The 20,120-nt window shown below is 73.6% G+C and carries 20 protein-coding genes; 9 read left to right on the top strand and 11 right to left on the bottom strand.

Annotation, left to right across the window (positions count from 1 at the left end; translation table 11 throughout):
- Positions 1-102: 102 nt before the first annotated feature.
- Positions 103-2,127: a bifunctional glycosyltransferase 87/phosphatase PAP2 family protein gene (locus tag ACWGH0_RS19310; protein ID WP_453405372.1), complete on the bottom strand. Its 2,025-nt coding sequence runs from the start codon at positions 2,125-2,127 to the stop codon at positions 103-105.
- Positions 2,128-2,371: 244 nt separating this feature from the next.
- On the opposite strand from ACWGH0_RS19310, the gene ACWGH0_RS19315 reads away from it, so the two are divergent.
- Positions 2,372-2,707 carry an antibiotic biosynthesis monooxygenase family protein gene (locus ACWGH0_RS19315; protein ID WP_452803643.1) on the top strand — a complete coding sequence of 112 codons (336 nt, stop codon included), beginning with the start codon at positions 2,372-2,374 and terminating at the stop codon, positions 2,705-2,707.
- Positions 2,708-2,735: 28 nt separating this feature from the next.
- On the opposite strand, the gene ACWGH0_RS19320 is transcribed toward ACWGH0_RS19315, so the two are convergent.
- Positions 2,736-3,311, bottom strand: coding sequence for a hypothetical protein (locus ACWGH0_RS19320; protein ID WP_453405373.1), 576 nt, complete (start codon positions 3,309-3,311; stop codon positions 2,736-2,738).
- Positions 3,308-3,949 (bottom strand): hypothetical protein, encoded by a 642-nt coding sequence (locus tag ACWGH0_RS19325; RefSeq protein ID WP_453405374.1) that lies wholly within the window; start codon positions 3,947-3,949, stop codon positions 3,308-3,310. The genes ACWGH0_RS19320 and ACWGH0_RS19325 overlap by 4 nt, the downstream gene beginning before the upstream one ends.
- A 99-nt stretch (positions 3,950-4,048) precedes the next feature.
- Between ACWGH0_RS19325 and ACWGH0_RS19330 the strand changes: the two genes are divergently transcribed.
- Complete coding sequence (locus ACWGH0_RS19330; protein WP_453405375.1) at positions 4,049-4,525, top strand: GNAT family N-acetyltransferase; 477 nt, start codon at positions 4,049-4,051, stop codon at positions 4,523-4,525.
- Positions 4,526-4,570: 45 nt separating this feature from the next.
- Here the strand turns inward: ACWGH0_RS19330 and ACWGH0_RS19335 are convergent, their stop codons facing one another.
- Positions 4,571-6,634 carry a DHA2 family efflux MFS transporter permease subunit gene (locus ACWGH0_RS19335; RefSeq protein ID WP_453405376.1) on the bottom strand — a complete coding sequence of 688 codons (2,064 nt, stop codon included), beginning with the start codon at positions 6,632-6,634 and terminating at the stop codon, positions 4,571-4,573.
- 269 nt (positions 6,635-6,903) lie between these two features.
- Between ACWGH0_RS19335 and ACWGH0_RS19340 the strand changes: the two genes are divergently transcribed.
- Both ACWGH0_RS19340 and ACWGH0_RS19345 read left to right on the top strand, forming a co-directional pair.
- A complete protein-coding gene (locus ACWGH0_RS19340) occupies positions 6,904-7,746 on the top strand; it encodes a peptidoglycan-binding domain-containing protein (protein WP_453405377.1) in 843 nt (280 codons plus the stop codon).
- Between the two features lie 125 nt (positions 7,747-7,871).
- The gene (locus ACWGH0_RS19345; protein ID WP_453405378.1) at positions 7,872-8,537 is read left to right on the top strand and encodes an HAD-IA family hydrolase; all 666 of its coding nucleotides are present in this window, start codon (positions 7,872-7,874) and stop codon (positions 8,535-8,537) included.
- A gap of 49 nt (positions 8,538-8,586) precedes the next feature.
- Here the strand turns inward: ACWGH0_RS19345 and ACWGH0_RS19350 are convergent, their stop codons facing one another.
- Together ACWGH0_RS19350 and ACWGH0_RS19355 are read right to left on the bottom strand one after the other, a co-directional pair.
- Positions 8,587-9,168 carry a TMEM165/GDT1 family protein gene (locus ACWGH0_RS19350; RefSeq protein WP_453405379.1) on the bottom strand — a complete coding sequence of 194 codons (582 nt, stop codon included), beginning with the start codon at positions 9,166-9,168 and terminating at the stop codon, positions 8,587-8,589.
- A 255-nt stretch (positions 9,169-9,423) separates the two neighbouring features.
- Positions 9,424-10,257 carry an ABC transporter permease gene (locus tag ACWGH0_RS19355; RefSeq protein ID WP_453405380.1) on the bottom strand — a complete coding sequence of 278 codons (834 nt, stop codon included), beginning with the start codon at positions 10,255-10,257 and terminating at the stop codon, positions 9,424-9,426.
- 223 nt (positions 10,258-10,480) lie between these two features.
- On the opposite strand from ACWGH0_RS19355, the gene ACWGH0_RS19360 reads away from it, so the two are divergent.
- From ACWGH0_RS19360 to ACWGH0_RS19375, 4 genes are all read left to right on the top strand, one after another.
- A complete protein-coding gene (locus ACWGH0_RS19360) occupies positions 10,481-11,137 on the top strand; it encodes an HNH endonuclease family protein (protein WP_453405381.1) in 657 nt (218 codons plus the stop codon).
- Between the two features lie 99 nt (positions 11,138-11,236).
- Positions 11,237-12,961, top strand: coding sequence for an alkaline phosphatase D family protein (locus tag ACWGH0_RS19365; RefSeq protein WP_453405382.1), 1,725 nt, complete (start codon positions 11,237-11,239; stop codon positions 12,959-12,961).
- Between the two features lie 246 nt (positions 12,962-13,207).
- Positions 13,208-15,124, top strand: coding sequence for an FAD/NAD(P)-binding protein (locus ACWGH0_RS19370; protein WP_453405383.1), 1,917 nt, complete (start codon positions 13,208-13,210; stop codon positions 15,122-15,124).
- A 304-nt stretch (positions 15,125-15,428) separates the two neighbouring features.
- Positions 15,429-16,079 carry a DedA family protein gene (locus ACWGH0_RS19375; protein ID WP_453405384.1) on the top strand — a complete coding sequence of 217 codons (651 nt, stop codon included), beginning with the start codon at positions 15,429-15,431 and terminating at the stop codon, positions 16,077-16,079.
- A gap of 67 nt (positions 16,080-16,146) precedes the next feature.
- Here the strand turns inward: ACWGH0_RS19375 and ACWGH0_RS19380 are convergent, their stop codons facing one another.
- From ACWGH0_RS19380 to ACWGH0_RS19390, 3 genes are all read right to left on the bottom strand, one after another.
- Positions 16,147-16,374, bottom strand: a complete 228-nt coding sequence (locus ACWGH0_RS19380) for a DUF2277 domain-containing protein (RefSeq protein ID WP_453405385.1) — start codon at positions 16,372-16,374, stop codon at positions 16,147-16,149.
- Positions 16,375-16,474: 100 nt separating this feature from the next.
- Positions 16,475-16,873, bottom strand: coding sequence for a hypothetical protein (locus tag ACWGH0_RS19385; protein ID WP_453405386.1), 399 nt, complete (start codon positions 16,871-16,873; stop codon positions 16,475-16,477).
- Positions 16,874-17,203: 330 nt separating this feature from the next.
- Complete coding sequence (locus ACWGH0_RS19390) at positions 17,204-18,127, bottom strand: MurR/RpiR family transcriptional regulator (RefSeq protein WP_453405387.1); 924 nt, start codon at positions 18,125-18,127, stop codon at positions 17,204-17,206.
- 119 nt (positions 18,128-18,246) lie between these two features.
- Between ACWGH0_RS19390 and ACWGH0_RS19395 the strand changes: the two genes are divergently transcribed.
- The gene (locus tag ACWGH0_RS19395) at positions 18,247-18,588 is read left to right on the top strand and encodes a hypothetical protein (RefSeq protein WP_453405388.1); all 342 of its coding nucleotides are present in this window, start codon (positions 18,247-18,249) and stop codon (positions 18,586-18,588) included.
- Between the two features lie 370 nt (positions 18,589-18,958).
- Here ACWGH0_RS19395 and ACWGH0_RS19400 read toward each other — a convergent pair whose 3' ends face one another.
- Together ACWGH0_RS19400 and ACWGH0_RS19405 are read right to left on the bottom strand one after the other, a co-directional pair.
- Entirely contained in the window at positions 18,959-19,360 is a 402-nt protein-coding gene (locus ACWGH0_RS19400; protein WP_453405389.1) for a DUF4234 domain-containing protein, read from the bottom strand.
- Between the two features lie 153 nt (positions 19,361-19,513).
- Entirely contained in the window at positions 19,514-19,828 is a 315-nt protein-coding gene (locus ACWGH0_RS19405; RefSeq protein WP_453405390.1) for a hypothetical protein, read from the bottom strand.
- Positions 19,829-20,120 lie beyond the last annotated feature (292 nt).

The following is a 20,120-nucleotide window of genomic DNA, read 5'->3' on the forward strand; positions in this document are numbered from 1 at the left end:
ATCACCCTTGCCCCGGGCGCCTGCGCAGAACCTCCCGATTTCCGCGTACCGGCGGTACGGCCTGACGGGACCCGTGGGGAGCCGGCCCCGGCTCGGCGGAGGTCAGCGGCTCCGCGCGGGAGCTTCCGCCGCTTCGGCGTCCGGCAGCTCCCGCGCGGGTCCCGCCGGCGCGGGCGGCAGGAGCCTGCGAGGACCGGCCAGCAGGTACGTCAGGGCGAAGCCCGCCCCGACGACCGCCGCCCCGCCCACCGCGTCCAGCACCCAGTGGTTGGCGGTGGCGACGATCGCGAGCACGGTGAAGAAGGGGTGCAGCAGGCCGAGCAGCTTCATCCACGGCTTCGGCGCGAGCAGGACGACCACCAGTCCGCACCACAGCGACCAGCCGAAGTGGAGTGAGGGCATCGCCGCGTACTGGTTGGTCAGCGCGGTCAGCGCCCCGTACTCGGGGCTCGCGAGGTCCTGCGGACCGTGGATCGTGTCGATGTAGCCGAGCCCCGGCATCAGGCGCGGCGGGGCGAGCGGGTAGAGCCAGAAGCCCGCCAGCGCGAGGACGGTCGCGAAGCCGAGGGAGGTGCGGGCCCAGCGGTAGTCGGCGGGGCGGCGGGCGTAGAGCACGCCGAGGATCGCCAGCGGGACGAGGAAGTGGAACGAGGAGTAGTAGAAGTTGAAGAAAGCTTCCAGACCGTCCGCCTTCGCCACCGCGTGGTTGATCCAGTGCTCGACGTCGATGTGCAGGAACCGCTCGGCCGAGACGATCTGCCGGGCGTTGTCCTCGGCGGCGGCGCGGCCGCCCGTGGCCGCGGTGCGCACCTGCGAGTAGGCGGAGTAGGCGGCGCGGATGAGCAGCAGTTCGAGGAGCAGGTTCGGGCGGCTGAGCACCCGGCGCCAGAAGGGCAGCAGCGGCACCCGGCGCCAGCGGCCCGCGACGGGTCTCGCCCAGTCGGTGGGCAGGGGCCGGAGCCAGTACGGGGAACTGCGCGGCAGGAACGGCACCGCGCACGCCGCCGCGAGCGCCGCCACCAGCAGCGCGTTGTCGCGGACCGGGATGAGCGGCCCCACGTTCGGCAGCAGCATCGTCCCCGGCAGCGTCATCACCAGGACGACGGCCGCGGGCCACACCGTCCGGTCCGCCGACCGCCTGCCGACCCGGCCGGCCACGGCGAGGAGCACCCACAGCAGCTGGTGCTGCCAGGCCGTCGGCGACACGGCCACGGCGACGCAGCCGGTCACGGCGACGGCGAGCAGCAACTGGCCGTCGCGCGCGTACCGGACGGCGCGGCGCAGTCCGAGTACGGCGACGGCCGCGCCCAGCAGCAGGAACAGCGCCGTCTCCACCGGCCCTTCGAGACCGAGGCGCAGCAGGGCGCCGTGCAGCGACTGGTTGGCGAGGCTGTCGGGCCGCGCGCCGAGCCCGGCGCCGGCCACGTGGTGCACCCAGTACGTCCAGGAGTCCTGCGGCAGCGCGGCCCACGCCAGCCCCGAGCAGGCGGCGAAGGTGGCGCCGGTGGTGAGCGCGGCGCGTCTGCGGCCCGTCAGCCACAGCAGCGGCGCGAACAGCAGCACGGTGGGCTGGAGGGCGGCGGCGATGCCCACGAGCACTCCGCAGCCGCGCTGCCCGCGCGCCTGGAAGCAGCCGAGGAGGACGAACAGGACGGGGATGACGCTGGTCTGGCCCAGATGCAGGGTGTTGCGGACGGGCAGCGACAGCATGAGCAGGCCGACGGCGACGGGGGCGGCCAGGAGCGCGGTGCGCCGGGACACGGGGCCCGGCAGGGCGCGGGCGACGACCATGCCCAGTACGGCGACGAGCAGCAGCGTCCCGAAGGTCCAGGCGACGCCGAGGCTCTGTTCCGCGGAGCGGGCCAGTGGTTTGAGGACGAGCCCGGCGAACGGTGTACCGATGAAGCGGTCGGCGTCGTAGAGCGACCCCGCCACATGCAGTACGCCCTCTTCGCCGATCCAGGTCTCCAGGTCGGTGAGGCGCTCGCCCGGCGGCGTCCGCAGCAGCATCGCGATCTGCCGCGCGCCCAGTGCGGCCACCACGGCCCAGAGGGCTATCCGTGCGGCTTCGACCCTGTTCCCGGCGCCCACCGCCCCGACGGCGCCGCCCCGCTCCGCATTCGCCACGTCGCGCTGACCCTCCCCACCTGTCCCCGCACCCGCGTGCACGGTGCGTAGAGCCTCGCACCGCCCCGTACGGAAGACGCGGGCAACCCCCGCTTCGCCTGTCCGTCACCCGGTTTTGGCCGGCGGACCCCCCTTTCCACGATCCCCGTCCCGGCGCCCGCGCGCGAGAGGATCACCGGGGAGGGCGGGCGGGGTCGCCGAGGGTTGCGCGGGGCGCGGCCGGCCCGTGCGGCAGGATGGGCGCATGAGCATCGTGAAGATCAATGTGCTGACCGTCCCGGCCGAGCAGCGCGAGGTACTGGAGAAGCGGTTCTCGGCGCGGGCCGGTTCCGTCGAGAACTCCGACGGCTTCGAGTGGTTCGAGCTGCTGCGGCCCGTCGAGGGCACCGACCAGTACCTCGTCTACACCCGGTGGGCCGACGAGGCGTCGTTCCAGGCGTGGATGGAGGGACCGATGAAGGCCGCCCACCAGGGCGGCCCGGGCGCGGGTGAAGGCGGCGAGCGTCCCAGGCCCGCCGCCTCCGGCTCCACGCTGTGGTCGTTCGAGGTGGTCCAGCAGGCCGGTCCGAAGAACGGCTGACCCGAGGTCACCCCGCACAGCTCGTACGTCACATCCGCAACAGGCGCTCCGTCGCCTCGCGGTAGGTGCGCAGCGCCACCCGCAGTTCCTCCGTCTCGGCCTCGTGGTCCTTGCCCGACCAGGCCGAGCGGAGGGAGCCGCGCCGTTCGGCCACGGCGTCGGTCAGCAGGCGGGCCGCCTCTTCGAAGACGCCGTCGGCCTCCTCGACCGCGCGCCGGGGGCCGTCCACGAAGGTGTTGACGGCCTGCTGGAGGCGCAGGGCCAGCTTGTCCCGCTCACCGTGCGGGATCAGCGGGGCCTCGGCGGACCGGCCGTGCCCGTCGGCACCGTGCGATCCGGCGGCACCGGCCGGGCGCTCAAGGCCGGTCGCGGACCCAACCGCGCTCTCCGGGCCGGTCGCGGACCCGCCCGTGGGGACGGCCGCAGTGCCCGTGTGCCCGGTACCGGAAGGGCCGGCGGACCCGTCGGCCGTCCCGGGCGCCGTGAGCGGACCGGGTCCCGACCGCCGCCCGGCGCCCTGCCCCGGCACCGCGGGCGGCGGCTGCGGCGGCCCGGGCGGCTGCTGCGGGTTCCCGGTGTTCGTACCGGCGTCGTACGTCATCACGCACCACTCCCCTTCGGGTGGTGGCCCCTGCCCAGGGACCACGGGGCCTGCGAGCGGCCGCGGTGGCCGTCCGCCTGCTGCGGGCGGTGCCGGCCGCTGTCCGCCGGCTTGGCGGTGACCAGCGTCTCGAAGAGCTCACGAGCCTCCAGCATGGCCTCGCGCATCTGCTCCGTGCTGCTGTCGGTGTGCGCGGCGCGGTGCACCCTGCGGTAGCCGTGGACCTTGTCCGCGTGGTGCACGGACAGCGCCGAGACCTGCTCGTCGTACTGGTTGTCGGCCGGGAAGCCGCGGTCCGCCGCGAGCCGCGCCAGCAGCCGGTCGGCCTCCGCGACGGCGCGCTGCGGGGAATCGACGAACTGCTCCTGCACGGCGGCCCAGCGGGCCACGTACTGCTCACGGATCTCCGGGCTCAGCGGCCGCGGTTCGATCGACCCGTGCCGCTTCACGCGTGCTTCGAGTTCGCGCTCCGCCGCTTTCGTGTCGCCGTCGTGGTGGGCGACGACCCTGTCGTACTCGGGACCGAACCGCCTCTTCAGCCCGCGCCCGCCACCGCCCCTGCCCGGTCCGGCGAAGAGGAACACGGCGACGAGGAGGACGGCGACCACCGCTATCAGGGCGATGATCCAGACTGTGGACATGGCTGCCTTCCCGGTTGTCGGTCTGTCACGGCTTGTCACGCAGCGGGTTGCCCGTAAATCGTTGGCCAAACGGCCGGCGGCTCCGGTACAGACATGACCATGACCTGGACCGTGGCCCCCGAGCCCTACGACACCGCCGAGTCGACGGCCCTGCGGCGCGACTACTACGGGGAGGTCGCCGGCCGGTACTGGGGGCGTCCCGCGACGGCCCGGGAGATCGACGAGGGGCTGGCCGGCGACGGTGTCGAGCGCCTGGCGCGGCCCACGGGCGAGTTCGTCGTCGGCCGTTACGACGGCGCGGCCGCGGCCTGCGCCGGTCTGCGCGTGGTGGACGCGGACACCGCCGAACTGACGCGGGTCTACGTGCGTCCCGCCTTCCGGGGCACCGGCGGCGGCGCGCTGCTGCTGGCCGCGGCGGAGGCGGCGGCCCGCGAGCTGGGCGTCGGGCGGGTGCGCCTGGACACCCGCACCGATCTGGTGGAGGCCCGCGCCCTGTACGCCGGGCACGGGTACGAGGAGGTCCCGGCGTTCAATCAGGGCCCGTACGCCGAGCACTGGTTCGCCAAGTCGCTGTAGGGCTTCGCGGCGTGTGCCGCCGCGCGCCCCGGCCCGGCGGCGCGCTCACCGGTGGTGGTCGGGCACGGGCTCCCCGGTGAACGGGCGGTCCTCGTCGGAGCCGCCCACCTCGGCGCTCAACTCCTGCACCAGCTTGATCAGATCGGTCGGCCGGTCGGGGCCCCACCAGTCGCCGAGCAGCTCGGCCAGCGACTCCTCGCGGGCCTGGGTGAGCCGCTCCGCGACCGCCGTCCCCCGGTCCGTCAGGACCAGCCGCAGACCCTCGCGCCGGGCCAGCCCGCGCTCCTCGACCTGCCGGGACGCCTCGTTGACGACCCGCAGGGGCACCGGCGTGACCTCGGCGAGCCCGGCGGGGTCGACGGCGCCCGCGCGTTTGATGCGCAGCAGCAGCCAACTGGCCGCCGGCAGCAGGTCGTAGCCCGCCTTCTCGGTGATCCGCTCGTAGACCCTGCGCCGCCCCTCGCGGGTGGCGAGCACCGAGAGGGCGCGGACGCACTCGTCGTACGAGGAGCGCTCCACGGGGTTGGACGCCAGGGTCTGGCCGGCGTCCGGTGCCGTCACGGACCCGCGCAGCCTGTCCTCCCTGAGGAACCATGCGATCACGAAGGCGACGAGGACGACGGGCGAGGCGTAGAGGAAGACGTCGGTGATGGAGGTGGAGTACGCGTGCAGCACCGGGGGGCGCAGGCCGGGCGGCAGCAGGGCGATGTCCCTCGGGTCGGCCGCCACCTGGTCGGGCCCGATGCCGGGCGGAAGCCGCTCCCCCGCGAGTGCGCCGTCGAGTTTGCCGAGCAGCCGGTTGGTGAAGACGGTGCCGAAGACCGCGACGCCGAAGGACGCGCCGATGGAGCGGAAGAACGTCACGCCCGAGGTGGCGACGCCGAGGTCCTCGTACCGGACGGCGTTCTGCGCGACGAGCACCAGCACCTGCATGACCAGGCCGAGTCCGGCGCCGAAGACGAAGAAGTACGCGCTCATCTCCCAGGTGCCGGTGGTCCCGGTCAGCTGGTGCAGGAGGAGCAGCCCGACGGCGGTGATGCCCGTACCGGCGATCGGGAAGACCTTCCAGCGGCCCGTGCGGCTGACGATCTGGCCGGAGGCGGTCGAGGTGAGCAGCAGCCCGAGCACCATCGGCAGCATGTGCACGCCGGACATGGTGGGGCTGACGCCCTGGACCACCTGGAGGAACGTCGGCAGGTAGGTCATCGCGCCGAACATCGCGAAGCCGACGACGAAGCTGATGACGGCGACGAGGGTGAAGGTCCGGAGCCTGAAGAGTTTCAGCGGCAGGACGGGCTCGGCCGCCCTGCGCTCCACGAGGACGAACCACACGAGCAGCAGGGCGCCGAGGACCGCGAGCCCGATGATCCGCGCCGATCCCCAGGCCCAGGTGGTGCCGCCGAGCGAGGCGACGAGGACGAGGCAGGCGGCGACCGAGGCGATCAGGGCGGTGCCGAGGTAGTCGATGGTGTGGCGGGCGGTGCCGACCGGGATGTGCAGTACGGCGGCGATCACCAGGAGGGCGACGACACCGATGGGGAGGTTGACGTAGAACACCCAGCGCCAGCTGAGGTGCTCGGTGAACAGGCCGCCCAGAAGCGGCCCGAGGACGCTCGTGGCACCGAACACCGCACCGAAGAGCCCCTGGTACCTGCCCCGTTCGCGCGGCGGCACGAGGTCGCCGACGATCGCCATGGACAGCACCATCAGGCCGCCGCCGCCCAGCCCCTGGACCGCGCGGAAGCCGATGAGCTGCGCCATGTCCTGTGCGACGCCGCAGAGCGCGGAGCCGATCAGGAAGATGACGATGGCGGCCTGGAAGAGCTTCTTGCGGCCGTACTGGTCACCGAGTTTGCCCCACAGCGGGGTCGCCGCGGTCGCGGCGAGCAGGTAGGCCGTGACGACCCAGGACAGGTGCTCCATGCCGCCGAGTTCGCTGACGATCGTCGGCAGGGCGGTGGACACGATGGTCTGGTCGAGGGCGGCGAGCAGCATGCCGAGCAGCAGTGCCCCGACGGCCACGAGTACGGTCCGCCGGCCGGCGGCCGGTTCCGCACCGGGACCGGCCGCCGGAGCGGTGGCGGGGGCGCCGCCGGGTTGCTGGGCCATGGATCACTCCTCGATCCCCTGGGAGCCGCGGACCCTCCCATCCTGATCGTTGTGGGCCGATATGGCCTGCCGAGCCCGGTGGCCGCTGGGCTTCCCGTCTGCCGGTCTGCATAATCGCTGGCAGTTCGAGGGAGGGACCGACGGTGAACGGACACACATGTCCTGAGTGCGGTACGGACGGGGGTGCCGCGTCCGAGGGCGGCAGACCCGGTTGCGGGTGTGCGGGGCGGGCGGCGGAGGACTTCCATCCGCTCCGGATACGTCCGTACGTGACGCTCCACGGGCAGCCGTCGGCGCACGAGCGCGCCGCTCCTCCCCACGCCCCGGAGGGTGGCGGTGGCGCCGCGGTGACGATGCCGCTCGGGGTGGTGGGCGATCAGGAGCCGCACGCCACCGCGGACACGGCCGCGTACGCGTACCTCGACGGCGCCGACGGGCCGGCCGACGACTCCGACGCGGGCGACCTGTACGAAGTCGGTGAGTGGCAGGGGCGCGCCGCACGTCGCAGGGAGCGGCGCAAGGGGCCGGGGCTGTGGCTCGCGGTGGCCGGGGCCGCCGTGGCGGTCGTGGGGGTCGCCGCGTTCGCCGGCGGGGTGTTCTCCGGACCCGAGGAGCGGGAGTTCGCGCTGCCGGACAGGCCGACCGGCGCACCGGTGCCGACGGACGCGCCCGAGGCGTCGTCGGACGCGTCCCCCACGCGGGCGCCGGAGTCGGCCGCCGCGTCTCCGTCCGCGTCCGCCTCGGCCTCTGCGTCGGCCTCCGCCACCGAAGCCGCCTCGCGCTCGGCCGACGCCTCCGCGGACCCCCTGCGCGGTGCGGCGCCCGACGCCCCCCAGGCGGCGCCCACCGCGCCCGCGCCCGACGCGGCGGAGCAGACGCCGGACTCCGCCCCCGTCCTGAGCCGGGGCGACCGGGGCTCCGAGGTCGCGGATCTCCAGGACCGGCTGACGCGGGCCGGGTTCTACGGCGGTCCGGGACACGGCCGGTACAACGACCGCGTCGAGCAGGCCGTACGGGCGTACCAGGAGTCCCGCGGCATCGAGGACGACGCGGCGGGCACGTACGGTCCGCGGACCCGCAGCGCGCTGGAGGCGGAGACCGGAGGGGCGTGAGACGGCCGGGGTGGCGTTCCGCCCCCACTTTTTGTATCGTGGAGGAACAAAGTGGCCTCCGCCCGTTTTCCCTGACCGGCGGGCGGGGCCGCTTGTCTTTTTCTCCCGCGCTCTGGAGTACGCCGATGCCGGCCCCCGCCACTGTTCTGAACGCCCGCGCGCTCCTGCTGGACATGGACGGCACGCTGGTCGACTCCGACGCCGTCGTGGAGCGCGTCTGGCGGCGCTGGGCGCTGGCGCACGGCCTGGACCCGGAAGCGGCCCTCAAGGTCGTGCACGGCCGCCAGGGCTACGCCACCATGGCCGTGCTCCTGCCGGAGCGCCCCGTCGAGCTGAACCACGCCGACAACCGCGAACTCCTCGCCCAGGAGACCGCCGACGTCGACGGCGTGGTGCCGGTACCCGGCGCCCCCGCCTTCATGGCGGCCCTCTCCGGCCTGCCGCACGCCCTGGTGACCTCGGCGGACGAGGCGCTGGCGCAGGCCCGCATGACGGCCGCCGGGCTGCCGATGCCCGCCACCCGCGTCACGGCCGAACTCGTGGGCGCGAGCAAGCCCGACCCCGAGGGGTTCCTCAAGGGCGCGGCGGAGCTCGGGCACGCCCCGGCGGACTGCGTGGTGTTCGAGGACTCTCAGGCGGGCATCGCGGCGGGCCTGGCGGCCGGCATGCGCGTGGTGGGCGTGGGACCGCGCGCGGCCGCCCACCACCCGACGGCGCACGTGGACGACCTCACGCGGGTACGGATCGAAGCCCTGCCCGACGGCACCCTGAACCTGCACCTCGACGCCTGAGCCCGGACGCGCCGGCCCCGGACGCGCCAGCCCCGGGGCGGGCACACCGTCAGCCGGTCACGGCCTCGTACAGGCTGAACGCCGCCAGGGCCAGCATCAGCGCCGCCGCGATCTTCGTGATCAGGCCGAGCGGCACGTACTTCATGAGTGTGCGGCCGCCCACGATGCCGATGCCCGCGACCGCCCACAGGGCCAGCACCGCGCCGATGCCCACGGACACCGGGTCGTCGTAGCGTGCCGCCAGGGTGGCCGTCATGATCTGGGTGAGGTCGCCGAACTCCGCGACCAGGATGAGCATGAAGCCGGCGCCCGAGACCTTCCAGAACGACTGGTCGGCCGGGGCCCTGACCTCCTCCTCGTCCTCGTCCTTCTTGAGGAGCAGGACGAGCGCGCCGGCGAGGAACAGCACGCCCACGACCGCCTGCACCAGCCGGTGTGGCAGCAGGGTCAGCACGCTGCCCGCCGCGATGGCGAGGGCCACATGGACGGCGAAGGCGGCGGCCACGCCGGCGAAGACGTACGACGCGCGGTAGCGGGTGCCGAGCACGAGCCCGGCCAGCGCCGTCTTGTCGGGGAGTTCGGCGAGGAAGACGGTGCCGAAGGTGATCGCCATGATGGTGAAACTGATCACGGGGGTGGGGTTCCTCAATCGGTCGGGCTGCCCGTACCGAGAGAACCTGCGTGAATCAGGGGTCGCTTCGGCACGGCAGCGTCGTGAAAGACAACAACACTGCGGCCGAAGGTCTCGCTGGCGGGCCGGGTTCCTGTGGATCCCTGTCCCGCCTCCGGGCGCCGGCTGAGGCGTGCTCAGCAGTATGTCGACGGTCCGGCGAAGAGCTACTCCCCTTCTGCTCCGAACAGGGTACGCGACCCGTTCCGGTCCCGCTCAGGGCCCTTCGTCCCGCCGCCCCGCCCCGGCTGCCGGCTCGTCCCGGTGCAGCCGCCCCCGGGCCACCAGTTCCAGCACCGTCGCGACCGCGACCGCCTGCACCGCGAGCAGCGCGACCAGGACGAACAGCTGCACCATGCCCGCCAGCAGCGGGGACGCCCCGCCCAGCAGCATGCCGACGAAGGCGCCCGGCAGGGTGACCAGGCCCACCGTCCTGGTCTGGTCGAGGCCCGGCAGCAGCGCGTCCGAGGCGGCGGGCCGGGCGACCTCGAGTCTGGCGTCGCGGTCCGGGAGACCGATCGCCATGCCCGCCTCCACTTCCCCGCGCCGCAGCCCCAGCTCGTCGAGCGCCCGGCGCCCGCCCAGCACCGTCGCGGTGAGCGCGCCGCCGATGAGGATGCCCGCGACCGGGACGAGCGCGATGCCGTCGACCGGCACGAGCCCGGTGAGCACAAGCGCGGCGACCACCGGGAAGACCCCGGCGGCGATCGGCGCGGCGGCCCACCCCCAGGTGGCGTTGGGGGTGACCCGGCGTCCCGCGGTGCGCACGGCGACGGCGTACATCAGGGCGAGGAACGCGAGCAGAAGCCATCCGGAACGCACGACCCAGCCGATCAGGAGCGACACGGCGACGAGCTGGACGGCGGCCCGCACACCGGCGGCGGCCACCTCGCGGGCCCGGCGGCGCGACCCGTCGCCGGACAGGCGCGCCAGGGCGACCACCGTGACCGCGACCGCGAGCAGCACCGCGAGCACCGCGCCGAGTGCCGCGTCGACGGGCAGCAGGACCTGGGCGTCGGTGGCGAGGGGCGTCGCCGGCAGGGCGGTCACCGGTCAACCCTAGGCCCGTGGAGGAACGGTGTCGGAACGTCAGCACCCCTTGATGTGACGTGCTCATGTCGTCACGCTGTTACCCGGCGCCCACCCCCCGGTAACCCGGCGCCGCCAAGCTGACCGAGCCCGGCCACGGGCGGTACCGGTGCGGTCCGAATTCGCCCCGCGTACCCGTCCGGCCCCGGTCCCGGCCGGTTCCCCCACAACAAGGGAGTTCGCAATGTCTGGTGTCTACGCGCGTCGAGCAGGGCGCCGAATAGCCGTCCTCGCCGCGTCCGCCGCCCTCGCCGGCACGAGCGTCCTGCTCACCGCCCCCACGGCCCAGGCGTCCCCGCCCACCCCCGTGAGCGCGGCCACCGCCCGCACGTACCTGGCCGGTCTGACCGAACGCGCCGAGGGCTCGTCGACCGGGTACAGCCGCGACAAGTTCCCGCACTGGATCACCCAGTCGGGAACGTGCAACACCCGCGAGGTCGTCCTCAAGAGGGACGGCGTGAACGTCCAGCAGGACTCCAGCTGCGCCGCCGTCAGCGGGAGTTGGTACTCCGAGTACGACGGCGCCACCTGGACCCTCGCCTCCGACCTCGACATCGACCACGTCGTGGCCCTCGCCGAGGCGTGGCGCTCCGGCGCGAGCGGCTGGACGACCTCCCAGCGCCAGGCTTTCGCCAACGACCTGACCCGCCCCCAGCTCATCGCCGTCACGGACAACGTGAACCAGGCCAAGAGCGACCTGGACCCGGCCGAGTGGCTGCCGTCACGCACCGCCTACCGCTGCACGTACGCGCGGATGTGGGTGCACGTGAAGCACCACTGGAACCTGAGCGTGGACTCCGCCGAGAAGAGCGCGCTCCAGGGCGTCCTCAACGCCTGCTGACCGGGACCGCGGAACCGCTGACCAGGAACGGGAACGCAGGAACCTACCCGTCCACCTCCGTCGTTCCGTACCCTACGGGGCGACTGAGGAGGACGACTTATGGCCGGGCTTCGGCTGGGACCACTGCTGCGGTACGTCGACCGCGACGCGGGTGACACGGCGACCGTCTGGATCGAGGCGGACCGGCCCTGCACGGCGGAGGTGCTCTGCGACGACGGTGCGGGCGGTCCGGACGGCGCGGGCGGTCCACGCCGTGCGGGCGGTTCGTCCCGTACGTTCCAGATCGCCGGGCACCACTACGCCCTGATCACCGTGACCGGCCTGCGTCCCGGCTCGCAGACGGCGTACGAGGTGCTGCTCGACGGGCGGCGGGTGTGGCCCCTGGAGGGCTCCCCCTTCCCGCCGAGCACCATCCGCACACCCGCAGGACCCGCCGAGGAGGTGCGCGTCTCCTTCGGGTCGTGCCGCTGGGCCGCTCCGGCCGAGGGCGAGCACGACCCGGTGGGTCCGGACGCCCTGGACACGCTCGCGGCGGGTCTCGCGGCGGACCCCTCGGCGCGGCGCCCCGACGTCCTGCTGCTGCTCGGCGACCAGGTGTACGCCGACGAGACCTCGCAGGCGACGCGGAACTGGCTCGCGGCCCGGCGCGATCTGCGCGAGCCGCCGGGCGCCGAGGTCGCGGACTACGAGGAGTACACCCGGCTGTACTACGAGTCCTGGCTCGACCCCGAGGTGCGCTGGCTGCTCTCCACCGTCCCCAGTTGCATGATCTTCGACGACCACGACGTGATAGACGACTGGAACACCAGCGCGGCGTGGGTGGAGCGGATGCGCGCCACGCCGTGGTGGCGCGAGCGGATCCTCAGCGGCCTGATGTCGTACTGGGTCTACCAGCACCTGGGCAACCTCTCCCCGGCCGAGCTGGCGGCGGACGAACTGTACGCGGCCGTACGGGCGTCCCCCGACGGCACGGACACCCTGCGCGCGTTCGCGGCGCGGGCCGACTCCGACCCGGCCGGCGTGCGCTGGAGCTACCGCCGCGACTTCGGACGGGTCCGGGTGCTGATGGTGGACACCCGGGCGGCCCGGGTCCTGGAGGAGGGCCGGCGCGCGATGCTCGACGACGCCGAGGCGCGGTGGCTGCGCGAACAGGCGCTGGACGACCCCGGCTCGTACGACCACCTGCTGATAGGCACGTCGCTGCCGTGGCTGCTGCCGCCGCTCGTCCACGACGCGGAGGGCTGGAACGCGGCGCTGTGCCGGGGGGAGCGGGGCGGCTCCGGCGGGCGCTGGGCGCGCTTCGGGGAGGACCTGCGCCGAAGATCCGACCTGGAGCACTGGGCGGCGTTCCCGGCGTCCTTCGACCAGCTCACGGACCTCGTCGCGGAGGCGGGTTCCGGCCCCGCGGCGCCCGCGACGGTGTGCGTGCTGTCCGGCGACGTGCACCACGCGTACGTCGCCGAACCGGACTGGCACGACGGGAACGGCCCGTCGGCGCGGGTGCTCCAACTGACCTGCTCCCCCGTGCACAACAGCATCCCCGCCTCGATACGGCTGGGCTTCCGCTTCGGCTGGAGCCGGACGGGCCGCCGTCTCGGCCGCTTCCTGGCGCGGCACGGCCGCGTCGGGGAGCCGCGCATCGGCTGGCGGAAGACGTCGGGCCCGTGGTTCGGCAACCAGTTGATGACGTTGACGCTGCGGGGCCGGTCGGCGGTCCTGCGGCTGGACCAGGCGCGGGCGCGCGAGGGCGGGCGCGCGGGGCTCACGACCGTACTGGAGCGGGAACTCGCGGACGTGGACGCCGAGCGGGCGGCACGGCGGTGAGCGGGCGGGGCAGCGGCCGCGCTCCGGCGTCACCGGAACCGGCCCCTCCGGGGCGCTGGGGCGGCACCCGCGCGGTCTCGCCCCGGCCGCTCCCCGCTCCCCGCGTACGCCCGCTCCGTGATCCTCCCCACAGCGGTCGGGATCGCGCGTGACAGGGTTATGACTTGCCTCACTCCACCGGCATGATGATGCGGACCCTCCGCTTCCAGCGCCCCCCACGCCACGCTCGCCCCGGGAGTCACCGCTTTGTCCGCAGTGCACCAAGCCCTCGCCGTCGTGGGCGCCGGCCCCCGCGGCACCAGCGTGCTCGAACGGCTCTGCGCCTCCGTGCCCGCGCTGGCGCCGCAGACCAGGCTCACCGTCCATGTCGTCGATCCGGCGCCGCCGGGGGCGGGCCGGGTCTGGCGTACCGGACAGCCCTCCGAACTGCTGATGAACACGGTCGCCTCCCAGGTCACGCTCTTCACCGACGCGAGCGTCGCCTGCGAGGGCCCCGTCCGCACGGGCCCGAGCCTGTACGAGTGGGCCGCCTCCCGGAGCGGCGGGGCTCCGGGCGGCGGGGCGGCGCTCGGCCCCGACGACTACCCGACCCGCGCCTGCTACGGCCGGTACCTGGAGTGGGTCTTCGGCCAAGTGGTGCGCGGCGCCCCGGAGTCGGTCACCGTGCGCGTGCACGCGGCCCGGGCGGTCAGCCTCCAGGACTCCCCCGGCGGCGGCCCCGGATCCCCCCAGACCCTCACCCTCGACAACGGCGAGACACTCACCGGCCTCGGCGCGGTCGTCCTCGCTCAGGGCCATCTGCCCGTGCACGAGGGCCCGTCGCAGTCGCACCTGGCCGCGTACGCCGCCCGCCACGGCCTGCGCCACCTGCCTCCCGCGAACCCGGCCGACCTCGACCTCTCCGGCCTCGCCCCCGGCGAGCCCGTCCTGCTGCGCGGCCTCGGCCTCAACTTCTTCGACCACATGGCGCTGTTGACGGCCGGACGTGGCGGAACGTTCACCCGGGCCCCCGGCGGCGGCCTCGTCTACCACCCGTCGGGCCGCGAGCCGCGCCTGTACGCCGGGTCGCGGCGCGGCGTACCGCACCAGGCGCGCGGCGACAACGCGAAGGGCCCGTACGGCAGGCACGAGCCCCTGCTCCTCACCCCCCACGTGATAGCGGACTTCCGCGCCCGCGCGGACGCGGGCGACCCACCCGACTTCCTGGCCGAGATATGGCCGCTGGTCGCCAAGGAGGTGGAGACCGTCTACTACGAGGTGCTGCTCGGCGCCGCCGCGCGCGGCGGTTTCCGCGCACGGTTCCTCGCCGCCGAACACGGCAGCGCCCAGGAGGAGGCCGTGCTGGCCGAGTTCGGCGTACCGGGGGGCGAGCGGTGGTGCTGGGACCTGACCGCCCGCCCGTACGCCGGTCACACCTTCCGCGACCCGGCCGACCACCGCGCCTGGCTGCTGCGCCACCTGCGGCGGGACGCGGCGCACGCGGCGCTCGGCAATGTGGCCGGTCCGCGCAAGGCGGCCCTCGACGTACTGCGTGACCTGCGCAACGAGCTGCGGCAGATCGTGGACCACGCGGGCCTGCCGGGAGCTTCGCGCCGCGACCACCTCGACCGCTGGTACACGCCGTTGAACGCCTTCCTCTCCATCGGCCCGCCGCGCCGCAGGATCGAGGAGATGACGGCGCTGATCGAGGCGGGCGTACTGGACGTCGTGGGCCCGCGCATGACGGTGGAGACGGCCGGCGGCGCCTTCGTCGCCCGGTCCCCCGAGATCGCCGGCTCCGAGGTCGCCGCCACGGCCCTCGTGGAGGCCCGGCTGCCGGAGCCCGATCTGCGGCGGACGGCGGACGAACTCCTCGCCCGGCTGCTGAAGACCGGCCAGTGCCGGCCCCACGCGGTGGACGGGTACGAGACGGGCGGCCTCGACGTCACCCGCCGCCCGTACCGCCTGATAGACAGTCAGGGAAGGGCGCATCCGCGGCGGTTCGCGTTCGGGGTGCCCACCGAGGGTGTGCACTGGGTGACGGCGGCGGGGGCCAGGCCCGGGGTCGACTCGGTGACGCTCACCGACGCGGACGCGGTGGCGCGCGCGGCGCTGCGGGCGGCGGCGTCCGCCGGCCCGACGGCGGCCCTCAGCTCCCCGCCGTCGCACCGGACGGCGGGCTGAGCGGCGCGGGGTGTACGGGCGGACTGAGCGGCGCGGGGCGTACGGGCGGACTGAGGGCGGGCGGACTGACGGGCGGGCGGGCTTCCGGCCGGCGTGGGCAGGGCATGAGCCGCGCATGCTCCCGGCCGTCCTCCCCACCGTATTCCCGGGCCTATTCCCCTCTGCGCCCCCAACGTGACATGTCCAACATCGTCGCGACCCTGACGATCTCCCCCGATATGGCAGGCGTACGCTGTATGGCTGTACAGCCGCCCCTGCCGCTCCCCTGCGACGTCGCGGCGTTGTCACGAACCGGGGAGTCACGTTGTTCGAGAGTGTCGGGGCGCTGACCGGCAGCCCATGGATCTACGCGGTGGTCGCGTTCTGCGTGGTCATGGACGTCTTCCTGCCGGTCCTGCCCAGCGGGGTGCTGGTGATCACGGCCGCCACCGCCGCCGCCGCCGGCACCACGACCGTCGCGGCGGCCGGCCAGGTGGCGCACCAGGTGCCCGACATCCTCGCGCTGCTGGCGTGCGCGACGACCGCCTCCGTGCTGGGCGACCTCGCGGCGTACCGGCTGGCCTGGCGCGGCGGCGACCGTCTCGACCGGGCCATCGCCCGCTCGCGCCGCCTGACCACCGCGCAGGAACGACTCGGCACCGCGCTGAGCCGCGGCGGCGGCGTCCTGGTCGTCATCGCCCGTTTCGCTCCGGCGGGCCGCTCCGTGGTGTCCCTGGGCGCGGGCGCCGCACACCGCAAGGTGAAGGAGTTCCTGCCCTGGTCCGTCCTGGCCGGTGTGGCCTGGGCCGGGTACAGCGTGGGCCTCGGCTACCTGGGCGGGCAGTGGCTGGGCGCGTCCTGGCTCGGCGCGGCGGTCTCGCTGCTGGCGCTGTTCGTCGCGGGCTCGCTGGCGGCCCTGTTCGTACGCCGCCCGGTCCCCGCGGCGGCGCCGGCGGAGGCGTCCGCGGCGCTCTAGCCGGCTGTCGGCGCTTCGGCCGGCTGTCCGGATGCGACGGTTCTGCTGTCCGCGACCGGCCGTCCGGCTACCCGGCCGCCTTGGCCGCTCCTCGGACTTCGAGATCGGCGAGGAGTCTGCGGGTCGCCTCGGCGACGTCGTCGACGGCCCGGTCGAAGACCTCACGGTTGTGGGCGGCGGGCGCCCGGAAGCCGGAGACCTTGCGCACGTACTGGAGGGCAGCCGCGCGGATGTCCTCGTCGGTGGCCTCTTCGGGGAGGACGGGGGGACGGAGCGTCTTGATGCTGCGGCACATGCTTCGACCGTAGCCCCGGACCCCCGCCCTCCGCACGGCCGTCACGCAAGGAAAGCGTGACGGACGGGGAGTTCACGGCGGGCGGAGACGCGGGTCCCGCTCAGCGGGCGGGCCGTCCCCGGCCGCTGCCGGCGCCGGTACCGGCGAGGAGCGCTTCGGAGATGAGCCGGACCGCGCGGGCGAGGCGGTTGAGCTGCTCCAGCTCCACGGCGTACAGCTTGATGGTGCCCTCGATGACCGCCTCGGAGACGCCGACCGTCGGCAGGTCCGCCCGGCAGGTCCGCAGCGCGACCCGCACCGCCCGTATCTCGTGCTCGACCTGGAGCTGGGCGTGGCGGGCGAGGAGGACGGGGTGGCGGGTGAGCGTCGAGTATCCGGCGTAACGGGCCGGCAGCAGATCCCGCAGCCACCGGGCGGCCGTGCGCTCCCAGTCGTGACTGCCCGGGGCCTTGACCTGGCAGGGCCAGTCCGGGCTGATCGTGATGAGGGTGGGGGACATCGTCGTCGCTCCGGCGGGTGGTGGGACGGGACGGCTCTGGTCGCGGGGTGCCGCGCGGTTGTGTGGCGGTCCCGGCCCAGGGGTAGACCGGGACCGCCAAGGGAGGCCCTCCGCCGAGGAAAGCGGAGCGCCGGGGAACACCCGAGGGCGGCGTGAGGAGGAGCGCGCCGCCCGTGAATGCCCGGTTGTGTGATGCACGGGGGCCCAGAAGGCCACTCGCAGTAAACATATATACCGCCGAGTACGCAAGGGTATGAAAAAATTCATACCCTGCGTGGTGTGAAAGAGCGCGCTGTGTAACCGGCGACGCGGGGGCCGCTCCGGCGGGAGCTAGTCCTCCAGGAAGAAGTCGTGCTGGTCGGCCACCTGCTCGTAGCCCTCGAGCCGCGACTGCGTGCGTACGGGATCGGCGTCGGCCATGGCCTGGAGGACGGCGGCGGACATGACCCCGGGCGCCGAGTAGGAGTCGAAGACGAGCCGGGATCCGGTGCCGGCGGTCAGGACGACGTCGGCCTCGTCGACGAGCGATCCGAGGGTCAGGTCGGTGATCAGCGCGACGCGCAGCCCCGTGCTGCGGGCGGCCTGGATCGCCGCCAGGGTCTCGTTGGCGTGCCGGGGCATCGCGAACGCCACCACCCAGGTGCCGCCCGCCTCCCGCGACTGGAGCAGCGCGTCGTAGGCGACGCTGCCGCCACGGGTGACCAGCCGTACGTCGGGGTGGATCCGCCGTGCCGCGTAGGCGAAGTACTCCGCCAGCGAGACGGAGATCCGCAGGCCGAGGACGGTCAGGGGCACCGAACGCGCCAGCTCACGGCCGACGTCGAGCACCCGGCCGGGATCGGCGAGCGTACGGCGCAGACTCTCCAGGTTCTCGATCTCGGCGTCGACGGCCGCCTGGAGCTCGTTGCCTCGCACCTCCTCCCGCGCTTCTGGAGACACCGCGACGGAACTCAGCGCGATGGGCTGGAGGGCCTCCCGCAGGGCGGGGAAACCGCTGAAGCCGAGGGAGGAGGCGAACCGCGTCACCGACGGCTGGCTGACCCCGACGCGCTCCGCCAGGTCCGTGATCGACAGGAACGCGGCCTCGGTGAGGTGGTCGACGATGTACTGGGCGATACGCCGCTGCGCGGGCGACAGGCGGTGGCCGCCGAAGAGCGCCCGGACGCGGTCCCTCGGGGACGCCTCCGTGTCGGGAGCCCGCCTGCCCGGCGTGATCGCGGACGCCTGCGCGCGTGCCTGCTGCCTAGATGGCACCGGCGTGCCTCCCTCTCGTCCCACAGACGCTCAACATAGCCCACTCCCCCGGCGGGGCCGCCGCCGTCGATCGCCTGCCGCACCGGCGGGCCCGGCGGAGAATCCCCACGGAGGCGATCATGGAACGTGAAGCACTCGTCACGGCGCTCGACGACGGCACCGAGGCCGCCACGTCCGCCCGCACGGCCATCCTGACCGGCGGCGACTACACGGTGTGGGAGGGAACCACCTGCGCGAAGGCGCTCGCCGGAGTCTACGAGCGCCGCCTCCGGCGTGCCCGGCGCACCGGACAGCGGACACTGGACCTGGAGCGCGCGGTGCGGCTGCTCCGCCACCACGGCGCCCCGGTCCGCGTCGGCCGCGTCGACGCGCCGGACCGGTCGTGGGTCTACCTGCTGTTCCTCGTCGGCGACGGCACGGACCTCGTCGCGTGCACGGGCGTCAAGTGCCGGGACCGGTGAGCCGTCAAGTGCCGGGACCGGTAAACCCCCTGCCCCCGGCCGCTCACCCGCGCCCCCGTCATGCCCGGCCCCGGCGGGCCTTCGCCGCGCGCTCGGCTTCCTTGCGCCTCTGGACGGTGTACGACGACCAGTCCCCGCGGTGCACGTCGCACCTCGACGCGCCCACCATCGCGAGTCGCCGGCACCGGGTGCCCTTCTCCGTCGGCGCTCCACACCTGGACTGTGTACGAGCCATGATCCCCACCCCTGGTCTCGGCTGTCGTGCGGTCGCCTTCAGGGTCACGGGACGCACGCGGCCGGCGGAAGGCGCACCGCTCCCCGGACCGGAGCACGGCGGGCCGGGGCCGGTCGCTCGGGGGCGCACGCCTCGTCAGACCGCCAGGGGCACCTGCTCCCCCTCGGCCGGGTCGCGGTAGTGGGCCCAGACCTGGTTCAACTCGTGCTGGTAATAGAGCGAGAACAGTCCGGCGACAATCATGAGAACCAGCCCGATGACAGGGCTGCACGTGGGCTGCATACCGGCGGAACGCTGCATCCGGGCAATGCGCTGACCGGTGTTGTAGACCGAGACGAACGGCGGAACGATCACCAGCCAGCCGAGGGTGACGGCCAGCACCGCCCCGGCGGGGTTCACTTCGATCCGGTCGTCGAGATCCCGGGCCTCGCGGTTCACCTTGTAGTACCAAACGAGGCTGTAAATACCCAGCGTGATAAGCGGCCAGACCAGCCAGACGAGAAAGATGTTGCGGTACTTACCGGCGCGACCAGCCACGACGCACCTCCCTGTATTGAATGATCTTTGTATCCGTGCCTCACACCCCTCATATCCAGTGCAGCACGCCTCCCGGCATCACGCGCGCCGCGTGGACCGGCCCTTTCCCGGACGACGGCGGACGCCCCGTCCGGCACACCGAACCCCGTGACATCACCAGCAGGGGACGAACCGCGCCGGGGCGTCCGCCGGAGCGTGCGGCCTGCTGCCACAGGCTTGGCACACGGCGATCGGCGGGCAGTTGGGGACGTCAGAGGACCCGGCGGCCGGTGCGCCCCACGGCATGCCGTCGGCCGTCACGGGCCGGCAGCCCGTGGGCTGCGCCAGCACCCTGCGGAGCTCATGGCGCCGCCGCATCTCCCTGACGTCGCCGTGCGGCATCCGCCGGAGCGGCAGCGGAGCGAGAATCCACAGCACGGTGCACAGGACAGCGAAACCGAGGAGGATCCACAGCGTCGTGCCTGACATAAGAATTACCATCTTCCGCCACTAGGGATTTCCCGACCATGGGATTTCCGCAAACCATTGGCGCAACCAGGGGGTCACGTCGGCCCGTTGCACCCGTGACGCGCAGAGAGGGTGCGACAGTATGCCGCATAACGCACGGGCATATGCCTGGTTACGCAGTCTCGGCCAATCGGGACACCGCGACCGCACGGGATACGCACACAGAACCGGAAGGCTTATAGCTCATGTCCCTGCAGAACTGATTAACCACTTGAAGGAAGTCATCCATATGCGACAACGCCTCCACCCGTTT

This window comes from Streptomyces sp. NPDC054887 (assembly GCF_053610585.1).